Consider the following 17,408-nt stretch of genomic DNA (forward strand, 5'->3'; position numbering starts at 1 on the left):
CGTTATGCCTCGTGGGCCATCTGGTCGTACGAAGCACAACGTTCAGAGCAGTATTCTTTTTCTTTGCGCGCCAGCTGTGCGCCGTTGCGATAGAGAAGGGTACTTTTTACTATTTCCTCTGATTTAACCGGATTGCCGCAGTACCCGCATTTCCTTGAGTTACACATCTGGATTCCCCTTTTGCGCCAGCAGGTAGCACAGGCGGCGAAGAATCACCTCGAAGAAGTTCAGCTTTACAGCCCGCTGCCGTCCTGGTTTGCGTGCGAAATCAATCATTCTCACCCTCGTTTGCCTTATCGCCGGCCAGCGGAACGTTTACACCTGATGCGCGTTAATCTCTCCACCTCATCCGACTATTCGTATGCCGTCGGCGGCTACTTCGTGGGCATCCTGCCTTGGTGGTTCGTAGTGCGTCTTGGTTAGTTAGATTAAATCACTGGTTTATGCTCGTGTCAACTTTAGGTTAATGATAGTTGTAAATCTGAGGTTTATATTGCTGGTTTTTGTGACGTGTCTGCCGAATCGCAGGCAAAAAAATCCCGACGGAAAGGTCGGGACAGGGAATTCGGGAAGGTGACTTTGAGGCGAATCTAGTGGGTGAGGGAACAAAAAACCGGCGTTGCTGCCGGATTTTTGAGGTATGTCTGGTTTAAAAAAATAGTAACAAAAGTTACGGGTTAGCCAATTTTCTAAAAATAACTAGAGGCGTGATTCCATAAGAATCATCACCACGCCCGGCTAATGTTTTGATTCCATTAAGCATCTCAGAAATGCCATCTTTTAGTGGATTAATCGGAAAGTTCAGAGATGATGAATCAAAATGAGTGTCAGGCAGTGCGTCAATCATGCCGACCACATACCAATCGCCAGGTATTTTGCCGCCATATTTCAATACCATATCGTCAGGGTTAATCGTTAAGAAATCACGATTAATAGTCATCCAAATCGTATTACCTTGCTCGTCTATAAAGTCTACTTGAAGCGTATTTGGGATAACATTAAGGATATCTCTAACCATTCCGACTGTCACGCCAGGAGCAACTTCAATATCATCAGCGTTGGGCTGTTTTTTTTGCGCTTTTGGAGGGAGTTTAGGGGGCTCTTGGCTAAACATTCTACTGACAAAAGGTATGCTTTTTTGAAGCATGGAAATATCAAAAATACGCATATTACCTTTAACGGATACGGTATTACCCAATTGTTCACCATTAAGTCCGTGGCGAATGAATCCAGCTTCAGAGAGTTGATCTAAGAGATTTATAGGTAAAGACCAAGAGGCATCAAACTGTTTTTCTTGAGTGTGACTTATAGCTTCCTCAACGGCGGTGTTGCCTTTGAGAATTTTAACATCAAGGCCGACGCCTTTAGTGGATTTATCGGTGTCTGAGGTTACCATTTTTATAGCTGTAACTACACCTGGACCATATAGCTGTGCTGTAAGAGAGCTTGCTCTAATTTTATCTATATATAAAAAATCATACAGTGAATCGATGCTTGGTTGTTCTTGCTCCACTCAAACGTTCCTCTCGTAATTTCGCTTTTTCTTCAGCGATTTTCCTTTGCTTATCATCAATATCCTCATAAAGCTGCACAAGCTCATCCACGCCACTATTTGGCGCTTTAGCTTTAGCTTTATCAAAGAGCTTCTTCAGCATGATGATTACCTAGAGAGAACGTAATGATTAAATTATGTTCTCTAAAATGCCAAAAATCAATCGGGATCCTATTAAGGCGTCTGGGTTATGAGAACCCTTTCGCTAATCGCGACTGTGTTTTATCCGTCCTTTCATGTACTTCTCATACAATTCGTCCAGTTCTTTCAGTCGAATCGCAAAGATCCGAAGCATGTTCTGCTGCTCTTCTTCCGGTAACTGGCGGTAGAGCTCCAGCAAGCGCTGTTCGTCCGGCTTAAGTCCGTCTTTTTCTCCAACGTCCTCACCAAGTAGCCATGCGACAGAAATGCCTACAGCCTCGGCTATGGCCAGTGCCGATTTCTTACTAATCACACCTTTTTTGAACCAGCCGTTTACGGCCTGAGGGGTGACTCCAGCTATTCGTGCCATGTCTGCTTTTGTAACGCCGCGATCAGTGATCTCAGTAAGGCGCTCTACCAGAACGAGGTTGGGTTCTTCTTTTCTCATAGGTTCATTGTAAATATTTGGTTTATACACACAATAAATCCTTAGTTTGCATGATTTATAAATCTGTGGTTTACTTCCGCTATCAACAAGCAGGAGAAGCACATGTCCGCACTCGATAAAGCAATTAAAGCCGCTGGCTCAGCCAGAAAGCTCAGCATCGCGCTTGGTGTGACGAGTATGTCTGTAAGTCATTGGAAGAATCGTGACCAAGGGGTCGTCCCGCCAAGTTATATCTTCCCGATTTTCAAAATGACAGGCGTGACTCCCCACGAGCTGCGCCCCGACCTCTATCCAAACCCAACTGATGGTTTACCTAAACAGGAGCCTTAACAATGCAAACTGTTTCATTTCAACAGAGTAGCAGAGCTTCCTCTAATCATCTGATATTCCAGTGTCATCAAAGCGAATCGGCAGCGCAGGATATTGATCATCGCGATATCTGCCCAGCGGTACGAGCTTGGGCTGCGGTAGAAGGGCGCATAGCTGTCGCTCTTCAGATCCAAGAAGCGGCGGAAGAACTTCAACTTGATGGCGTGGATTTCTCTGGCCAGGCCGATGTCTGGAACGTGAAGCTGTTCCGTTGGTTGGACAACAAAGAAGACTCTGCATCTTACCGAAAGAACGTCGAGCAACTCGTGCCCGCGATCATGTCTGTCTTACCACTTCGATACCGCGACCGTGTCGTTAAAAACGACTCGTTTGCCTACCGCATGGCCAGGTTGGAAAAAGAGGTGAGTGAGGCGAAGCAAGCTCTGATGCTCGATGCACCGAAGAAGGAAAAGCTAAAGGAGTTAGGCGAGGGGATTTTCGAAATGTTCCGTGTCGATCCTGACCTTACGGCGCCGCTACTGGCGATGGTCACAACCATGCTGGGGGCAATGTGAAGACTTCAGAAAAGGCGAAAGCCGCGGTGCTCGAACACCAACGGCTTTCAGGTGCAAAAACGGAGTGTAATTGCGGAGCTAAGTATGTCAAATACAGCTGAAATTATCAATTTCCCCCACAGAACCGAACAACCGGGAGGTCGTATGGCCGACCTGTCGAACGGGTATACCAAGGTCGCTAACGAGATCCAGCAGCTTAAGCCTCGCCTGAGAATGTCAGGCCGGGAGTGGCAATGTTTTGAGGCGGTGATCTGGCTTACCTACGGCTGGAACAAGAAACAGGACCGCGTTACGAACACGGTTATCGCTGAGCTTACAGGGCTGAGTGATTCCCACGTTTCTGATGCGCTCAAGTCACTCGCAGAACGCAAAATTATCTTCAGTCAAAAGCAGGGCGTGATGAAAACGGTCGGTATAAATACTGACCTTTCAGCCTGGATTTTAGACAAACCGAAAACGGGAAAAGTCTTCCCGAAATCGGGAAAAGTGTTACCGAAAACGGGAAAAACCTTCCCGGAAACGGTAGACACCCAAGACTATAACAAGAACAATATTAAAATATCCTCGTCTCGGAATTCTGACGAATCCCGAAACCAGAAAACTCAAAAGTTTCTCTCACGCCATCCAGAAGCTGCCGCCGGGATATACACCCCGGCAGGTAAATCATGGGGATCCGCTGACGACCTCAAGGCCGCACGCTGGATTTACGACAGGCTTCTCACCGTCAACGCATCACTATCCGAACCAAACTGGGCTGAATGGGCAAACACCATCAGGCTGATGCGCGTCCAGGACAAGCGCACTCACTACGAAATCTGCGACCTGTTCCAGTGGGCCAACAGGGATGAATTCTGGAAAGACAATATCCTGAGCCCTTCGAGTTTGCGCAAGCAGTGGGATCAACTCACAACCAAACGGCTGCGCGCAACCGGGGCGGCAAAGTCATCGCGGGGCGGCGTTGACCTGCATAACACCGACTGGATTGACGGGGTGCTGGAATGAAAAATCTTGCCGAGAGCATTCGCAATTTTGACAGGGAACAGGCTCGCCGCGTGGCGCACAACATGCCTGAGCAGTACACCGAACGCGAACAAACGCAGCAGGTGGCTCAGATTATCAACGGGCTGTTCGTACAGCTGGCGGCCGCGTTCCCAGCAAGCTTGGTTAATCGCAGCCAGGAAGACGTGAACGAGATCCGCCGTCAGTGGGTGCTGGCCTTCAAAGAAAACGGGATCACCACTCTGGAGCAGGTTGAAGCCGGCATGCGCATGGTGCGCCGTCAGGAACGCCCATTCCTGCCTTCGCCAGGCCAGTTCATCAAGTGGTGCAGGGAAGGGCGCTGCGTGCTGGGGATCACCGTCACTGATGTGATGGCCGAATACTGGAAGTGGCGCAAGCTGGTGTTCCGGTATCCGAGCAGTGAACAGTATCCGTGGCCTAAACCCATTTATTATCACATCTGCCTCGAACTGCGGCGCCGGGGAACCGATGGCCAGTTGAGCCATAAAGAGCTCGAGCGTGAGGCCAGCGACATTCTGGATATGTGGGAAAAGCGGGTGCTGGCCGGGAAACCGATTCCGCCAGTGCGTCGGGCGCTCGCCGCACCGGTATCGCCGAAGGGACCAACCCCTGCGGAGCTTCTGAAAGCCAAATACGAGCGGATGAAGACCGATGGGAGGCCAGAGCGATGAATTGGTCTGCTATGAGCGAGGAACGGACATTGCTAACAGCCTTCTGTGTGAATTATCAGGGAACACGTCAGATTAATCGACCCTTCCCGCAAAGAGCTAAGGCTCTGGCATTTCGTGCTGTTCTCCTGGTATAACAGCCAGTCGCAGGTAAGTATTATTGAATGAGGCACAGGCGCGACTTGCGCCGTTACAGTCCCATACACAGCGCAATTAACGCCAGCAATGCGGGCAGCGCCTGCACATAAAGAATTTTCCTGCTGGCGGTGATTGCGCCAAACAGACCCGCAATCAGCACGCATACCAGAAAGAACAGTTTAAAATGGAAACCACCGTCGCCCAGCCACAGCCCCCAGAATAATCCCGCCGCTAAAAAACCGTTATACAGCCCCTGATTGGCGGCTAGCACCCGGCTGTCTCGGGCGAAATCAGCGCTGAGATTAAAGGCCTTACAGCCTGTTTTCGTGTCCCACAAAAATATCTCAAGCACGAGAATATGGATGTGTATAACGGCGACAAGCGCGATAAGGACGGAAGCGATCAGGAGCCACTCTCACAAAGAAGAACGCAATATCAACATTATATACTGAGCAGATGGTTTGCGGCGGCCATTATGCCGTAGCCGATACCCGTCCGGCCGCGCGCCACCAGACAACTAATGCCGCAAGCGCCACCCCCCCAAGCGTCGCAAACGCCATGCGCCATGACGAATGCGCGACGATGCTGCCCGCTAGCGCCGGGCTGAACGCGGCGCCCGCGCCCTGCATCAGCATAATCACGCTCTGCCCCGCGTTGATGTGCCCGGACCCGCGTAGCGTGTTAACAATATAGCCCGGCACCGCGACACCCAGGATCCCGGCGGCGACGCCATCCAGAATTTGCACCGGAATAACGGATAACGGCCCGGCAAAACTGGCGGCCAGTGCGGCGCGCACTGGCAGTACAATAAGCGCAATCAGGATAAGCCGCCGGTAGCCATAGCGCTGCGCTTGCACGGAGGTCAGAAGGGCGACCGGGATCATCACGCATTGCGAAATCACTACCGTCGCCGCAGCATAGATTCCAGGGCTCCACAGGCTGCTGCCTATAGCAGCCACGCGCATGCTGAGCATTGGCAGCAGCGCAGCGTTTCCGAGGTGAAACAGCAGCAGTGTGATGCCGGTCGTCAGCAGCACCGGATGGCGCATCAGCACTGACAGCTGCGGCACCACCTGCGCCTTATCGCCGGTTTCAAGGCCGCGCGCCGCGTCATGATCGATATCCTGCTCGCGGATCGCCAGTACGCTAAGCGCGGTGAAAACCGCCATGCCCGTCATCAGGACAAAGACCGCGCCGATGCCCCACAGCCACATCGCGCCGCCTGCCAGCACTGCTGCCACCATATTGCCGCCGTGGTTGAACGCCTCGTTGCGGCCCATCTGCCGCGTGAAGCCGCGCTGGCCGGTCAGGCCCAGCGTGATCCCCGCCACCAACGGGCCAATCAGCGCGGCGACCAGCCCGGAAACAATCTGCGAAAACATCGCAATGCTATAACGGGTGCTGTACCAGAGCATGAGCGTCGCCAGCGTGACCAGCGCGCAGCAGGCGAGCAGCAGCAGGCGCTTTTTGCGCGTGGCATCGATCATAATCCCTGCGGGCACCGTCGCCAGCAGCGCCGCGATCCCGCCTGCGGTCATCACAAATCCAATATCATCCGGTCGCCAGTGCTGTTCAGTGAGATAAATGCCGAGAAAGGGGCCGAGCCCATCGCGCACATCCGCCAGAAAAAAGCTCATTAGGCAGAGCGCCTGTAGCGATCGCAACATCTTCATTCTTCTCCCTGCAAAAGGTTGTAACCCAAGATGATGTTATCATATTGTTATCAATGCATTATGGCAGCATTGAAAAAAGGCTCGAAAGTTAAAACTAACCAAATGAAACTGGCAAACGGTTGTGCCCGACGTCAATAAACCCGCAGCGAGCAACGCTTCATTTGAGAGGTTATAGTGACCCTTTCCCCGTTGAACAACACTGATGGTTGTTAACTACTTCCGCTTCTGGCAAATTTCTCTCGCTGAACCCTCAGCTTCACGACGCTTTCAAAATCAATGTTGGTAGGTTGTAGATCTTAGCGATACTAACTTAAGCTAGCACTCGGGATTTTTTAGGTAGGGATTTGGTTATGTCAGTATCGAATCATCTTAGCTGGGGCGGGCTTGTCGCGCTTGGCGGCGCGCTGTTGGCAGGATGTATTCCGTATCCGCGAGAAAGGCCAGGGTATATCGACCTCTGCCAAAGCGAGTATACCTTTACTGTCGATGGCCCAAACGGAAAGCAAGAGATTGTACTAGAAACCTATATCTATGATCACGGTATGCCCGGCAACTATATGCCTGATAAACGCAGCAGTTTCACTATTCCGCATGTCCAGGGGCCTGAGGCGAGGCCGGAATTTTATGTCCAGTTGATTGCCTATAACAAAGGTCGTCAGCGCCCTTCTCGTCCGGGAGCTACAGGGCTGCCAGCAGTACCGATTTTTATCGACACTCGTAATGCCTATATCGACTTGGGTGATGGTAAACAGCTTAGCGCGCGGCCAGAAATTTACCTCGGCACCACATCATTCCCGTACGATTTTCCGGAAGATAAACAGGGATATGCAAGGCCATCGCCTTACGACATTAATAGTGATGAAGTACATCGCAATGTCCCACGAATTACCAATAACGATGACTACGGCTCAGCGTATGTAGTCTTTAAAATTTATGACGGCAACGCGAATACGAAATGGGCTGTCCATTTAGGCGACCTTGACGTTAATGGCGTGAAAGTGGCGTTACCCGCGCTGAAACTGTGTTATCAGCCAACGCTGAAGTGGATTGGTATTGAGCCGCTCATGCGTCCATAAGTACCGCCTTGGGTAATCCGATGACATCCGCTAATGTTTTTTCAAGGATGTCCCTTCCACAAGTCATTCCAAGGCTTTGCGGCCGTGCAACTTTGAACCTGGCACAAATAGGACAAGCTCAGAGAGCTGGAGGTCCACTTTGAGCGAGGAGCGGACGTTGAATATGACGACTATATGCTCTGTGCCTCAGGTGTTCCCTGATGGAATACCAATTTCCATTGCCCGTTCTCAGAGATTTCCCAGCATGAAGAACGAAGGGATGCATGACTTCCATCTGGATGGACCGTTCTGTAATGCAATATTGCGAAATTATCTCTAACGATGATAAGCCGGAAATCACTACTAAGAATAACTGGAACGCTGTCTTCCCCCGAAAGGGCTTCAATAGTCTGTACACGATCAACTAATACTCCTGAGCGCGTTATTTCGCTAAATCTGTCATGGAGTATCTGTTCAAGCCATTTCCGATCTTTCCGCCTGCTGCCATGAAGAAAACATTCGAGTCTTTTTAACGTATCCAGTAGCATAGTATTTGCCCTCATCACAATCGAACATTAACTCTTAAAGTGACAATCGTTGGGATGCAACTTCCGTCCTCTGCACAGATCTAATGTGAAATGCGGCGCTGTTGATCTGCTATGAGCGTGTTAATCATCAAAATTACACAGTATCTTGAATGGAATAATACGATGAATATTAGGACAAGATTAGCTCTACCCTCTGATATAAAGGGTATTTTTGACGTCAGGACTTCGGTTAAAGAAAATCATCTCAGTCGAGAAGAAATGGAGCGGATGGGAATTACCGAGAGCGTTGTCACCAATATGATTGAAAAAAGACGTTGCGCATGGGTTGCTGAAGAAGATGGGAAAGTGACCGGTTTTTCAATGATTTTGCCTGAAGAAGCATGCCTTTTTGCGGCATTTGTTCTACCTAAATATGAAGGCCGAGGTTTAGGTCGCATACTTGTTGGACTCGCAGAACAAGAAATTTTCAAACATCATGAGGTAGCTTGGCTTGAAACCGACAAAAACAGCCGCGCGGCAGGATTTTATAGGCGGCTGGGCTGGATTGAGAAAGGAAATGTTAGCGAATCCGATATTAGATTAGAGAAACTTCGCTGCACTTGAAGAAGACCTCTTTCGTAAACGTCCGCTCCTGGCACAAAGCTGACGTCTCAGCCTGCGTATGACCGTAAAAGCTACCTTCACGTGATAAGCCGCTTCGGGTAATGACGAGGCGCTTTTGCGACATGCTGAAAGACCTACTTCGATGTTTCCTGAAAGCCTGATTGCACAGGCTAAACGACCCTTAGAAAATTCTATGGCGAAATAGTCACATAAGTCTTCTCCACGTGTGTTATAACCGAGTTTCAAATCGCCACCACTGGCGGTTAAGAGGCATCTCATGAAACTACGTATCACAAGAGCAATCGGCCTCAGCAAGTTCTCGCCACGTTGGGTTAAGGTTATCTGTTTACGGTTGACTAAAAACGATATTGAGCGCTCCCTCAACGCGCTTCTGGCTACAATTGATGAATCTGAACTTTCTCCAGAGCAAGTCAAAGCATTAAGGGAATGTGTTGACAGAATTAACATGGCAAGGGGAAAGGGGATGCAGGCGTGAGCACTTTTGATAAAAGGTAAGCCAACACTGTATTTGCGCGGCGCGTTTGCTGCGCAAGTATCGCTGACCGTTCGATACCAGCTGAGCTTTTAAAGCCAAATTTAATTGGATCAATGCTGGTGGGAGGGGATAGAGATGAACTGGTTCCTGTGAGCGAAAATGAGGCCAACAATCTAAGCCTGCTCGGTTTAACGCATCTTACTGAGTACTGAAGCATTGCCTTTGCACCCGCCGGGCCCGCTGACTTTTCCCTAAGTATTAGTTCACCCACTTCCAGCTTGACACCTACCGAGTATGACTGCGTTAATCCTATGAAAAAGTAATAAGTCTACAAGTTCTTTTTAACATTCGCTGAATTCATTAGATTCTGGCCAGAAAATCTTCAAATATCCATTTTTATCATATTTTGAAAAAAGATTGCCCTGGAAGCAAAATATCCCAGCGGATTCGAGCCACATCCATTCTTCTGTCTGCTCGACTCCTGTAGCACAGATTCTTATTTCCAAAAGTTCACAGCAGCGGATTAAGCTTAGGAGTATAGCCTGCTTGGAACCTTCTTTATGTATATTGTGTATCAGTTGCGGGTGTATTTTGAGCTTCTCAGGCTGGAATTTCGAAAGAAACAATAAACCTGCATTACCCATACCAAAGTCATTAATAGCAACGCTTAATCCGCAACTTTTGAGTATCTGCACTGAATGCGCGAACTCATCAATTTCAGGGATTATTTCGCTCTCTGAAAACTCAACTATAACTTGTTCTGGGTATAAGTTACTTTCTCTGATAAAATCGAGCAATATTTCAATCGCATCAGGCACCCTCAGTAAGGTTAAAGGCAGGAGTGTTATTGATACTCGTTGTGAGGAGTTAATGAACCTCCCTGCGATTTTTAATAAATCTTTCTTCGATTCCAAATCAAAAAATAAATTATTAGCTTTTATATCGTCTTTGTCTGATTTTGCACTCAAGACAAAAGAATGAATCTGGCTAGCGAGAGGATCTATAACTGCATGCATGTTTTGGATTATAGCGGGATCGACCGATGATACATCTATTTGCTCGGATGAAAAAAACCAACTGAATCTATCAGGAAGTACATAATAGCTATCTGTCTCAGCCGAATCTATAAATGTACGGAAAAACCTTAAAGCTCTGTCGTTGTAAAGCAATTTATGTTGGGTTGTTCCACGTTGAAGAACCCTGTCCAGACACTCGTCTTTACTGAATAGTCTTATATCAATTAATTCCATGCCGGAGCGACCAAATCGTCGATAGGGGGCATAATCGGATAAGAGTTCTACAATGTTAAAGTGAAGTGTATCCAGACAAATCTTTTTATAGATTTGCATAACAGCTACTTCATCACCTTCAAGAAGCTGTAGGAAATGAATCCCATTGAAAAGTAAAACACCAGTTACTCCCGCACGTTCATTTCGGGAATTGGCTTCACTGACCATGTCAATAATGGATTGAATTGGTGCATCAGCTCGCAGGTGGCTTCGGTAGATGAGAGTAGTAAGCATTGTTGCACACTTTTAAGGATTTTCTTCTAAAGTAGCATGAGAAAGGACAGTTAGTGCTATTTTACTGAAAAAATTTACAAAAAAGAGTTCTGTGACCTTAAAATTGTCTATGAAGAGTAAAATGCTTCACAAAAAAACCATTCAATAGACATGGTTAAAGCCCGCGAGATATGTTTGGCTCTGCAACATCAAATCGCCTGGTGTGCACACGTGACAAAGTAAAAATTAATTCTAAGATTGTGGTAGTAAAAATGATTACATGGAGTTTCTAATGGTTTTTATTGCGGCTTTAACTTTATCTTTTCTTCTGTGCGTAGCGGGCCTTATCTTCATTTTGCTGGAGTTAGTTAGCATAGGCTGCAACCCTGAACGACATTGAACAATACGTGCAAGAAATTCAGCAAATCATTGATTGAAAGGCTCTTGACCTCAAGTTAACTTGAGCTTTTAAGATGGCGATTCTGGAGATAGTCAAAGGATTAGCCTAATGAAAGAGATTGATGTCGGTTTTACGCACGTTGCGTTTGTTGTTAGAGATTTGGATAAAAGTATTGATTTTTACGGCCGTTATGCTGGCATGGAAGTCGTACACAGGCGAGAGCCTGACCTTCCGGAGGCACGTAAAGTCGCGTGGTTAAGTGACCTAACTCGCCCTTTTGCGCTTGTCCTTGTCCAGGTTGATGCTGTGACTGACACCCCTTTAGGTAATTTTGGTCACTTGGGAGTAGCTTGTTCAAGCATTGAAGAAATCGACAATAAAGTAGCGATGGCCAGGATGGAGGGCATCTTGCGAAAAGAACCGGTTCAGGCAGGGGAACCGGTAGGTTATTATGTCTTCTTCGCTGATCCTGATGGTAACACACTTGAACTTTCTTATGGTCAGAAAGTCGGGATCGAGGCTTTTCGTCATTATGATACAGTGCCTGCATCTCAGTAAATTTCGATAACCGGTTGGATTACATTACGCTCTGGTAATGTTTCATATCGTTTTAGAGCTTGCTGACTAATTTGTTGCTAGTAACAGCAAGCTCCATATTAGCCTTTACAGATTTTCATTTTATTGATCTCATTTCTAAGCCACAATTTAGTAGCGAAACTGCACCAAACTCCGCTGAAATCTATTCAACATAACTATTGTGTAGACCTCCAAATCTGAGATCTGCCCCATATCGTACTTAAAACATATACCTGTAAGCCTGCAGGCGATCCATCCTTCTAACACTCTTTAATCGTTGCAAAATCCGTAAGATATGTTTATAAATATACTGTATATGCATACAGTTGTTCGTTGCGGAGGAAAAATGAAAATCGAGTTAACCATTGATCGCATGAAGAAACTTCCTGTTGGAGCTATACCTGCGCTCGAGTCAGAACTGCTCAAAAGACTTAGCAAGCAGTTTGATGGTTGCCAGATTACGATTAAGCGTGCCAGCAATGATGGGTTGACTGTTTTCGGAGGCGACAAGAAAGAGGTCGAACATATCGTGCAGGAGACCTGGGAAAGCGTGGACGAGTGGTTTTATTAATCGCGTGAATTTCACTGGAGCAGTTTCAAAGAGTATCGCTGTTTGCGTTCCCCTGGCTGTTCCCGATTACTGTTTACCGCGTCAATAAGTCGCTCTGGGGGAAATAGTGTGTAGTGCAGATGCCTTTAATGCAGATGATCAATGGTACGACTTGGTCAGAAGGGCCGATAAAGCAGTTATCTATAGCTTCCCGGCGGAAGGGAGATATCTGGTTTATCGAGTAAATGGAATAGTTTCATTACGACCGTTACTCGAAGAGGAAGAAATCTTCACTCTCAACGGGTTTATGCAATTTGCAAAACGACTGGGGTACCGAGTTACACCACCGTCTGATATTATTCTTTCATAGGCCTGAACACCCTATACCTGATGCGCCACGGAGAGAACCATGGCGCTAGAATTACAACTTATCAAACACCACTCAGGAATACTGATCCCGGCTACGCCCGAGACCAGCGATATCCTGCAATCCAAAACCCGACTTGGCGATGTTCTTGTTGCCGAGTTCAAGCGGTTACGTAACCCTGCATTTCACCGACGCTTTTTCGCGCTTCTCAATCTCGGTTTTGAATACTGGGAACCGACCGGCGGGGCTATCTCTAGCAACGAGCGGAAGCTGATCACCGGCTACGCCAAGTTCCTGGCTTCGTATGGCGGGAAAGAGGGTGCGCTGATCGATGCAGCTGAGCAGTATCTTGAGCAGGTTGCTTACCGGCGCGTCACGAATGGCATTAGCCTGTGTAAATCCTTTGACGCGTACCGTTCTTGGGTGATTGTCGAGGCAGGGCACTTTGATGCCATTCAGCTACCTGACGGAACACTTAAAAAACATCCTCGTAGCATCTCATTCGCAAACATGGACGAACTTGAGTTCCAGCAGCTCTATAAAGCTGCGCTCGATGTCCTCTGGCGCTGGGTCCTGTCCCGTTCATTCCGCAGTCGCGATGAGGCCGAAAATGTCGCCGCGCAGCTGCTTGGCTTCGCGGGGTGACGGACATGAAATATACCTGGTTCCACCACACCGATTGCAGCACCGAACAGACCGACGAACTGGTTAAGCGTTACAAAGCGCGCGGCGTCCGTGTTGAGTGTAGCCTTAACCCGGATTACGTGACCTGGACTGTCAGTGCATTCCTGCCGACTTCAAATACACCAGCGCGCCCGGACAGTCGCTGGCGAAACCGGATGTGGGGGTGAACGTGAAGACATATCAAATCACTTTGCCCTGGCCGCCGAGCAATAACCGGTATTACCGGCACAACCGCGGGCGAACGCACATTAGCGCCGATGGCGTCGCGTATCGCTATGCGGTGGCCAGCGTCATTCAAAGCGCCCGGCTTAATATTCGGACAGCTGCACCACTCAAAATCCGGATTGAATGTCACATGCCCGACCGCCGGCGCCGCGATCTGGATAACCTTCAGAAAGCTGCATTTGACGCTTTAACCAAGGCGGGATTCTGGCTGGATGACTGCCAGGTTGTGGATTATCACGTTGTGAAAATGCCTGTCGTTAAAGGCGGGAAATTAGAACTTACCATTACCGAGCTGGAGACCGCATGAATCTTGAAAACACCCTCAAATATCACTTCGCCAAATCGACAATGATCAGCGACTCTCCGCGTGCAACGGCGTCAGACTCATTAACCGGGACGGATATTATGGCTGCGATGGGCATGACGCAGGAACGGGCCGTCATGGGATACAGTGCCTTCCTCGGCAAGATGGGCATCAGTTACAACGATCGGGCGAGGGCGATTGAATTGCTGGCTGAGTACGCGTTAACCAAATGCGATAAGGTTGCCGCGCTGCGCAAGCTTGACGAGGAGATTAAGCCACCAGTAATGCGCCAGTTGGCCACCTTCGCGTTCGAGGACTATTCCCGCAGCGCCGCCAGCGTGAAGCAGTGCGATGGCTGCAATGGGGAAGGGTTTATTGACGCTGAGGTTTTCAGCATGAAGTCTCACACTCCGGCAAAAGAGAAGAAGTTCATGAAGATCTCCCTGCACATGGGCGTCGAGCATATTCGTCCTTCTGAGTATGAGTTGCGCAGACAGGTCAGGGAGGTAGCGCGCGTTCTATGCCCTCAGTGTAAGGGTAAGAAGGTAGTAAGTTGTGCCTGTAAAGATTGTCATGGCCGCGGGAAAGCTGTGAATCAGGCTCTTACAGAGCAGCAGGGCGTTCCGGTACTTGCTGATTGCAAGCGCTGCAGTGGGCGAGGGTTTGAGCGAATTCCTTCAACTGAGGCTTACGCCGCGGTGTGTCAGATAACGGATGCAATCAGCCTCGATACATGGAAGAAATCTGTTAAGCCATTTTACGATCAGCTAATCACCAAGTTTGATATCGAAGAGGCCTGGGCTGAAACGCAGCTTAAGCAGATTACAAAATAGGGCGTGAATTTATCGTGAACTATTTACTTTTACCGAATCTGTGGTAATTTTGCTCTAACGATGGGTTATTGCCTTCGTTTAAAGCCCTGCGGTTAACCCCGTGGGGCTTTTTTATGACGTCAGAATGCATTTTAAAACCCCCAAAGAGATTAAATATTATGATAATGTGAATATAAATTCACTTTCAGACATTTAATGGAGGGGTATGATTGTAAGAACATGGCATGGTTGCGTACCAGTACGACACGGTGATGGGTTTGCTGCGCATCTTGAATTAACGGGAGTTAAGCACTCTAAAAGTGTTAATGGCAACCAAGGTGCATACGTACGGCGTGAACGACAGGGAGAATGGGAGCATTTCTTTCTGGCAACTTATTGGCGTGATCTCTCATCCATTAAGGCTTTCGCAGGTGAAAATTACCACGTAGCGGTAACCTATCCAGACGATGAGCAATTTGAGCTTCTTTCTGATCCCTATGTCTTTCAGTTTGAAGTATCTGAGATGAATGAGATCTGACTGAGTAGTTCGGCAACAGTGATGAGGAAGTCCTATCCTCATGACAGAAATAAATCCTGAGTATATCTAACGCCATTCATCTCAACTCAGCAATATACTCATCTCATCATGTTAAGGAGATGATCATGCAAGAAGGTTACTACTGGATTCAGCACAACGGCAGGATTCAGGTTGCTTACTACAGCAATGGCGTTACTGAAGACCTTGAGACGGGACTTATTTTTAATGGTATTTGGCATCTGACACAGGGTGACGACATCTGCGATAACGGAGAGGCCGAGGTGATTGAAGGCCCTCTTCCTGTACCATTCAAATGAATATATTCATTTGATTACGTGGCAGATTCTTCATACTGCACATATGCTTCTTAAGCATCCTGCAGAATGGATGTTTCTGAAAGCGTTTTAGTGGTGGATCCCCCTAAGCGGAGGGGCGGTTCAGCAGGACATTTCTCCAGAGTGTCTAACCAGCGCGCGGGAATGAATGCTGTGATCATTTCCACCGGGAGGCACCCGGCACCACTCCCTCAGTTATTGCCAACTTAGCTATTTATGCCTGCTTGTCCGAGCAGGCTTTTTTTTTGCGAATGTTGAATAGTATTGACCGGGTGAATGCTTCATGAGTAATTTATGCATGTGGTGAATCCTTTCTAAGCGAAAGGGCGTTCCAGTCAACTGCGCTCTGCAGGTATGCACGCGGCCTTGCTGACTGGGGTAGGGTCACCGGGAGGCACCCGGCACCATGACAACAACAATAAAAGATTAAAATTCCTTGAGAGCCTGCCATAAAACGCAGGCCTTTTTTTATGGCTTGGAAAACTACTGCTACTCTTTAAGTCGTGAGAAGTTACTGAATGCCCGGTGGTTCTCCTGATACTAATGTGAATCAGTCGATACAGTCTCACTACTGAGGTATTGGTTTCACTCACACCTACCTTACAAATAGTTAACTCATTGGCCCGCTTCAAAAGAGCGGGCTTTTTTTATTCTCAAATTCAGCACCCGCACAAAGCGAGGTGAGAGTATGTATCGCATGGACAAACTAACCACCGGTGCTGCATACGGCGCTTCAGCCGGTAGCATCCTAAACGGCATGCTGAATGCCTACAGTCCCGAGCAGTGGAACGCTATCGGCGTGCTGGTGGGTATCATCATTGCAGTGATGACGTACCTGACAAACCTCTATTTCAAGATCCGTGAAGACAACCGCCGCAGCAGGAGCCGAGATGAACCCGACACTTAGGAATAAGCTGGTGGGCGCCATTGTTGGCGGAACCGGTGCAATCTCTATTGCTGCTGTCATGCTGGGCAATGCAGATGGTCTTGAAGGACGTCGGTATTACGCTTATCAGGATGTTGTCGGCGTCTGGACTGTATGTGACGGTCACACAGGTGCAGACGTTCGCCGCGGTCACCGATACACCGATAAGGAATGTGACGCCTTGCTGGAATCAGATCTGCGTAAGGTGGCAAATGCTATCGACCCGCTAATTAAGGTTAATATTCCTAAGCCTACCCAGGCTGCGCTTTACTCCTTCACTTACAACGTGGGAACTGGAGCGTTTAGCAGATCGACGCTGCTGAAGAAACTGAATGCCGGTGATATTCCGGGTGCATGCAACGAACTGCAGCGTTGGACGTATGCCGGTGGAAAACAGTGGAAGGGGCTGATCACCCGTCGTGAGATTGAGCGGGAAGTTTGCGAGTGGGGCCAGAAATGAGCCGTTTAACAGCCATCATCTGCGCTGTCTTTATCTGTCTGCTGGGTTTCATGGCCTGGGCGGTTAACCACTACCGCGACAACGCCATCGCTTATAAAGACCAGCGCGATAAAGCCACTGAGAAACTCAGCCTGGCGAACGCCACCATCAAAGACATGCAGACCCGTCAGCGAGATGTCGCTGCACTGGATGCCAAATACACGAAGGAATTAGCTGATGCGAAATCTCAGCTTGAAGATCTGCAGCGTTGCGTTAACTCTGGTAAGTGTGGGCTGCACGTCAACGCCAGATGTCCCGCGAACGGAACGGCCGGCGCCAGCGGCGTGGGCGATGCTTCCGGCCCCAGACTTACTGACTCCGCTGAACGGGATTATTTCACCCTCAGAGAAAGAATCGTCACAGTGACAAAGCAGGTCGGATATTTGCAGGACTATATCAAAGAGCAATGTCTGAAATAGAGCCTCATCCGTAAGGTTCTGTCACTATCTCGCTCTTGGACACTAG

The 17,408-nt window shown here is 48.4% G+C and carries 27 protein-coding genes and 1 pseudogene; 19 read left to right on the forward strand and 9 right to left on the reverse strand.

Going from position 1 to position 17,408, the window contains the following annotated elements; translation table 11 throughout:
- Positions 1 to 2: 2 nt before the first annotated feature.
- The 5 genes and pseudogenes from D5067_RS10595 to D5067_RS10615 all read right to left on the reverse strand — a co-directional run bounded on the left by D5067_RS10595 (position 3) and on the right by D5067_RS10615 (position 2,171).
- On the reverse strand, positions 3 to 167 hold the full coding sequence (locus D5067_RS10595; protein ID WP_235843308.1) for a YdaE family protein: 165 nt from the start codon (positions 165 to 167) through the stop codon (positions 3 to 5).
- Positions 160 to 315, reverse strand: a pseudogene (locus D5067_RS10600) (hypothetical protein); the annotation flags it as partial. The pseudogene D5067_RS10600 and the gene D5067_RS10595, both read right to left, overlap by 8 nt.
- Before the next feature lie 355 nt (positions 316 to 670).
- Positions 671 to 1,513 carry a DUF6414 family protein gene (locus D5067_RS10605; protein WP_235843309.1) on the reverse strand — a complete coding sequence of 281 codons (843 nt, stop codon included), beginning with the start codon at positions 1,511 to 1,513 and terminating at the stop codon, positions 671 to 673.
- Complete coding sequence (locus D5067_RS10610) at positions 1,476 to 1,655, reverse strand: hypothetical protein (RefSeq protein ID WP_235843310.1); 180 nt, start codon at positions 1,653 to 1,655, stop codon at positions 1,476 to 1,478. The genes D5067_RS10605 and D5067_RS10610 overlap by 38 nt, the downstream gene beginning before the upstream one ends.
- 102 nt (positions 1,656 to 1,757) lie before the next feature.
- A complete protein-coding gene (locus tag D5067_RS10615) occupies positions 1,758 to 2,171 on the reverse strand; it encodes a helix-turn-helix domain-containing protein (RefSeq protein ID WP_119937782.1) in 414 nt (137 codons plus the stop codon).
- Between the two features lie 72 nt (positions 2,172 to 2,243).
- Between D5067_RS10615 and D5067_RS10620 the strand changes: the two genes are divergently transcribed.
- From D5067_RS10620 to D5067_RS10635, 4 genes are all read left to right on the forward strand, one after another.
- Positions 2,244 to 2,471, forward strand: coding sequence for a transcriptional regulator (locus D5067_RS10620; protein ID WP_119937783.1), 228 nt, complete (start codon positions 2,244 to 2,246; stop codon positions 2,469 to 2,471).
- A 2-nt stretch (positions 2,472 to 2,473) separates the two neighbouring features.
- Positions 2,474 to 3,025: a toxin YdaT family protein gene (locus D5067_RS10625; protein ID WP_119937784.1), complete on the forward strand. Its 552-nt coding sequence runs from the start codon at positions 2,474 to 2,476 to the stop codon at positions 3,023 to 3,025.
- 84 nt (positions 3,026 to 3,109) lie between these two features.
- Positions 3,110 to 4,027 carry a phage replication protein O gene (locus D5067_RS10630; protein WP_162844791.1) on the forward strand — a complete coding sequence of 306 codons (918 nt, stop codon included), beginning with the start codon at positions 3,110 to 3,112 and terminating at the stop codon, positions 4,025 to 4,027.
- Positions 4,024 to 4,716, forward strand: coding sequence for a replication protein P (locus tag D5067_RS10635; RefSeq protein WP_119937786.1), 693 nt, complete (start codon positions 4,024 to 4,026; stop codon positions 4,714 to 4,716). Before D5067_RS10630 ends, D5067_RS10635 begins: the two co-directional genes overlap by 4 nt.
- Positions 4,717 to 4,903: 187 nt before the next feature.
- Here D5067_RS10635 and D5067_RS10640 read toward each other — a convergent pair whose 3' ends face one another.
- Together D5067_RS10640 and D5067_RS10645 are read right to left on the reverse strand one after the other, a co-directional pair.
- Positions 4,904 to 5,257, reverse strand: a complete 354-nt coding sequence (locus D5067_RS10640; RefSeq protein ID WP_119937787.1) for a DUF1304 domain-containing protein — start codon at positions 5,255 to 5,257, stop codon at positions 4,904 to 4,906.
- A gap of 67 nt (positions 5,258 to 5,324) precedes the next feature.
- Positions 5,325 to 6,518, reverse strand: coding sequence for an MFS transporter (locus tag D5067_RS10645; protein WP_119937819.1), 1,194 nt, complete (start codon positions 6,516 to 6,518; stop codon positions 5,325 to 5,327).
- A gap of 356 nt (positions 6,519 to 6,874) precedes the next feature.
- On the opposite strand from D5067_RS10645, the gene D5067_RS10650 reads away from it, so the two are divergent.
- Entirely contained in the window at positions 6,875 to 7,600 is a 726-nt protein-coding gene (locus tag D5067_RS10650; RefSeq protein ID WP_235843311.1) for a hypothetical protein, read from the forward strand.
- 170 nt (positions 7,601 to 7,770) lie between these two features.
- Here the strand turns inward: D5067_RS10650 and D5067_RS10655 are convergent, their stop codons facing one another.
- Positions 7,771 to 8,142, reverse strand: a complete 372-nt coding sequence (locus D5067_RS10655; RefSeq protein WP_308446514.1) for a nuclear transport factor 2 family protein — start codon at positions 8,140 to 8,142, stop codon at positions 7,771 to 7,773.
- Between the two features lie 147 nt (positions 8,143 to 8,289).
- Here D5067_RS10655 and D5067_RS10660 point away from each other — a divergent pair, with 147 nt between their 5' ends.
- Both D5067_RS10660 and D5067_RS10665 read left to right on the forward strand, forming a co-directional pair.
- Positions 8,290 to 8,730 carry a GNAT family N-acetyltransferase gene (locus tag D5067_RS10660; RefSeq protein ID WP_119937789.1) on the forward strand — a complete coding sequence of 147 codons (441 nt, stop codon included), beginning with the start codon at positions 8,290 to 8,292 and terminating at the stop codon, positions 8,728 to 8,730.
- A 277-nt stretch (positions 8,731 to 9,007) separates the two neighbouring features.
- Positions 9,008 to 9,226: a hypothetical protein gene (locus D5067_RS10665; protein WP_119937790.1), complete on the forward strand. Its 219-nt coding sequence runs from the start codon at positions 9,008 to 9,010 to the stop codon at positions 9,224 to 9,226.
- Between the two features lie 341 nt (positions 9,227 to 9,567).
- Here D5067_RS10665 and D5067_RS10670 read toward each other — a convergent pair whose 3' ends face one another.
- Positions 9,568 to 10,749 carry a diguanylate phosphodiesterase gene (locus tag D5067_RS10670; protein ID WP_119937791.1) on the reverse strand — a complete coding sequence of 394 codons (1,182 nt, stop codon included), beginning with the start codon at positions 10,747 to 10,749 and terminating at the stop codon, positions 9,568 to 9,570.
- A 487-nt stretch (positions 10,750 to 11,236) separates the two neighbouring features.
- On the opposite strand from D5067_RS10670, the gene D5067_RS10675 reads away from it, so the two are divergent.
- The 12 genes from D5067_RS10675 to D5067_RS10730 all read left to right on the forward strand — a co-directional run bounded on the left by D5067_RS10675 (position 11,237) and on the right by D5067_RS10730 (position 17,362).
- Entirely contained in the window at positions 11,237 to 11,686 is a 450-nt protein-coding gene (locus tag D5067_RS10675; RefSeq protein ID WP_023324738.1) for a VOC family protein, read from the forward strand.
- A gap of 364 nt (positions 11,687 to 12,050) precedes the next feature.
- Positions 12,051 to 12,275, forward strand: coding sequence for a DinI family protein (locus D5067_RS10680; protein WP_119937792.1), 225 nt, complete (start codon positions 12,051 to 12,053; stop codon positions 12,273 to 12,275).
- A gap of 106 nt (positions 12,276 to 12,381) precedes the next feature.
- Positions 12,382 to 12,624, forward strand: coding sequence for a hypothetical protein (locus D5067_RS10685; protein ID WP_235843312.1), 243 nt, complete (start codon positions 12,382 to 12,384; stop codon positions 12,622 to 12,624).
- Between the two features lie 39 nt (positions 12,625 to 12,663).
- On the forward strand, positions 12,664 to 13,266 hold the full coding sequence (locus D5067_RS10690) for a DUF1367 family protein (protein WP_119937793.1): 603 nt from the start codon (positions 12,664 to 12,666) through the stop codon (positions 13,264 to 13,266).
- 5 nt (positions 13,267 to 13,271) lie between these two features.
- Positions 13,272 to 13,472, forward strand: a complete 201-nt coding sequence (locus D5067_RS10695) for a hypothetical protein (protein ID WP_119937794.1) — start codon at positions 13,272 to 13,274, stop codon at positions 13,470 to 13,472.
- Positions 13,473 to 13,474: 2 nt separating this feature from the next.
- Complete coding sequence (gene rusA / locus D5067_RS10700; RefSeq protein ID WP_119937821.1) at positions 13,475 to 13,837, forward strand: crossover junction endodeoxyribonuclease RusA; 363 nt, start codon at positions 13,475 to 13,477, stop codon at positions 13,835 to 13,837.
- Positions 13,834 to 14,667, forward strand: a complete 834-nt coding sequence (locus D5067_RS10705; protein ID WP_119937795.1) for an antitermination protein — start codon at positions 13,834 to 13,836, stop codon at positions 14,665 to 14,667. The genes rusA and D5067_RS10705 overlap by 4 nt, the downstream gene beginning before the upstream one ends.
- Before the next feature lie 205 nt (positions 14,668 to 14,872).
- A complete protein-coding gene (locus tag D5067_RS10710; protein ID WP_072049799.1) occupies positions 14,873 to 15,184 on the forward strand; it encodes a hypothetical protein in 312 nt (103 codons plus the stop codon).
- Positions 15,185 to 15,309: 125 nt separating this feature from the next.
- A complete protein-coding gene (locus D5067_RS10715; protein ID WP_119937796.1) occupies positions 15,310 to 15,501 on the forward strand; it encodes a hypothetical protein in 192 nt (63 codons plus the stop codon).
- Between the two features lie 706 nt (positions 15,502 to 16,207).
- Complete coding sequence (locus D5067_RS10720; protein WP_048979552.1) at positions 16,208 to 16,426, forward strand: class II holin family protein; 219 nt, start codon at positions 16,208 to 16,210, stop codon at positions 16,424 to 16,426.
- Entirely contained in the window at positions 16,410 to 16,904 is a 495-nt protein-coding gene (locus D5067_RS10725) for a lysozyme (RefSeq protein ID WP_048979553.1), read from the forward strand. The genes D5067_RS10720 and D5067_RS10725 overlap by 17 nt, the downstream gene beginning before the upstream one ends.
- Entirely contained in the window at positions 16,901 to 17,362 is a 462-nt protein-coding gene (locus tag D5067_RS10730) for a lysis protein (RefSeq protein WP_095449126.1), read from the forward strand. Before D5067_RS10725 ends, D5067_RS10730 begins: the two co-directional genes overlap by 4 nt.
- The last annotated feature ends 46 nt before the right edge of the window (positions 17,363 to 17,408 follow it).

Origin of the sequence: Enterobacter huaxiensis (genome assembly GCF_003594935.2) — a bacterium.
In the GTDB taxonomy this organism is placed as follows: Bacteria; Pseudomonadota; Gammaproteobacteria; order Enterobacterales; family Enterobacteriaceae; genus Enterobacter; species Enterobacter huaxiensis.

Bases quoted from the DNA above. Each gene is read 5' to 3' on its own strand.
- D5067_RS10630 (WP_162844791.1), top strand. From the start codon at position 3,110: ATGTCAAATACAGCTGAAATTATCAATTTCCCCCACAGAACCGAACAA.
- D5067_RS10645 (WP_119937819.1), bottom strand. From the start codon at position 6,518: ATGTTGCGATCGCTACAGGCGCTCTGCCTAATGAGCTTTTTTCTGGCG.
- D5067_RS10710 (WP_072049799.1), top strand. From the start codon at position 14,873: ATGATTGTAAGAACATGGCATGGTTGCGTACCAGTACGACACGGTGAT.
- D5067_RS10665 (WP_119937790.1), top strand. From the start codon at position 9,008: ATGAAACTACGTATCACAAGAGCAATCGGCCTCAGCAAGTTCTCGCCA.
- D5067_RS10595 (WP_235843308.1), bottom strand. From the start codon at position 167: ATGTGTAACTCAAGGAAATGCGGGTACTGCGGCAATCCGGTTAAATCA.
- D5067_RS10675 (WP_023324738.1), top strand. From the start codon at position 11,237: ATGAAAGAGATTGATGTCGGTTTTACGCACGTTGCGTTTGTTGTTAGA.
- D5067_RS10670 (WP_119937791.1), bottom strand. From the start codon at position 10,749: ATGCTTACTACTCTCATCTACCGAAGCCACCTGCGAGCTGATGCACCA.
- D5067_RS10655 (WP_308446514.1), bottom strand. From the start codon at position 8,142: ATGAGGGCAAATACTATGCTACTGGATACGTTAAAAAGACTCGAATGT.
- D5067_RS10695 (WP_119937794.1), top strand. From the start codon at position 13,272: ATGAAATATACCTGGTTCCACCACACCGATTGCAGCACCGAACAGACC.
- D5067_RS10660 (WP_119937789.1), top strand. From the start codon at position 8,290: ATGAATATTAGGACAAGATTAGCTCTACCCTCTGATATAAAGGGTATT.
- D5067_RS10720 (WP_048979552.1), top strand. From the start codon at position 16,208: ATGTATCGCATGGACAAACTAACCACCGGTGCTGCATACGGCGCTTCA.
- D5067_RS10635 (WP_119937786.1), top strand. From the start codon at position 4,024: ATGAAAAATCTTGCCGAGAGCATTCGCAATTTTGACAGGGAACAGGCT.
- D5067_RS10680 (WP_119937792.1), top strand. From the start codon at position 12,051: ATGAAAATCGAGTTAACCATTGATCGCATGAAGAAACTTCCTGTTGGA.
- D5067_RS10690 (WP_119937793.1), top strand. From the start codon at position 12,664: ATGGCGCTAGAATTACAACTTATCAAACACCACTCAGGAATACTGATC.
- D5067_RS10625 (WP_119937784.1), top strand. From the start codon at position 2,474: ATGCAAACTGTTTCATTTCAACAGAGTAGCAGAGCTTCCTCTAATCAT.
- D5067_RS10715 (WP_119937796.1), top strand. From the start codon at position 15,310: ATGCAAGAAGGTTACTACTGGATTCAGCACAACGGCAGGATTCAGGTT.
- D5067_RS10620 (WP_119937783.1), top strand. From the start codon at position 2,244: ATGTCCGCACTCGATAAAGCAATTAAAGCCGCTGGCTCAGCCAGAAAG.
- D5067_RS10650 (WP_235843311.1), top strand. From the start codon at position 6,875: ATGTCAGTATCGAATCATCTTAGCTGGGGCGGGCTTGTCGCGCTTGGC.
- D5067_RS10730 (WP_095449126.1), top strand. From the start codon at position 16,901: ATGAGCCGTTTAACAGCCATCATCTGCGCTGTCTTTATCTGTCTGCTG.
- D5067_RS10610 (WP_235843310.1), bottom strand. From the start codon at position 1,655: ATGCTGAAGAAGCTCTTTGATAAAGCTAAAGCTAAAGCGCCAAATAGT.
- D5067_RS10705 (WP_119937795.1), top strand. From the start codon at position 13,834: ATGAATCTTGAAAACACCCTCAAATATCACTTCGCCAAATCGACAATG.
- D5067_RS10725 (WP_048979553.1), top strand. From the start codon at position 16,410: ATGAACCCGACACTTAGGAATAAGCTGGTGGGCGCCATTGTTGGCGGA.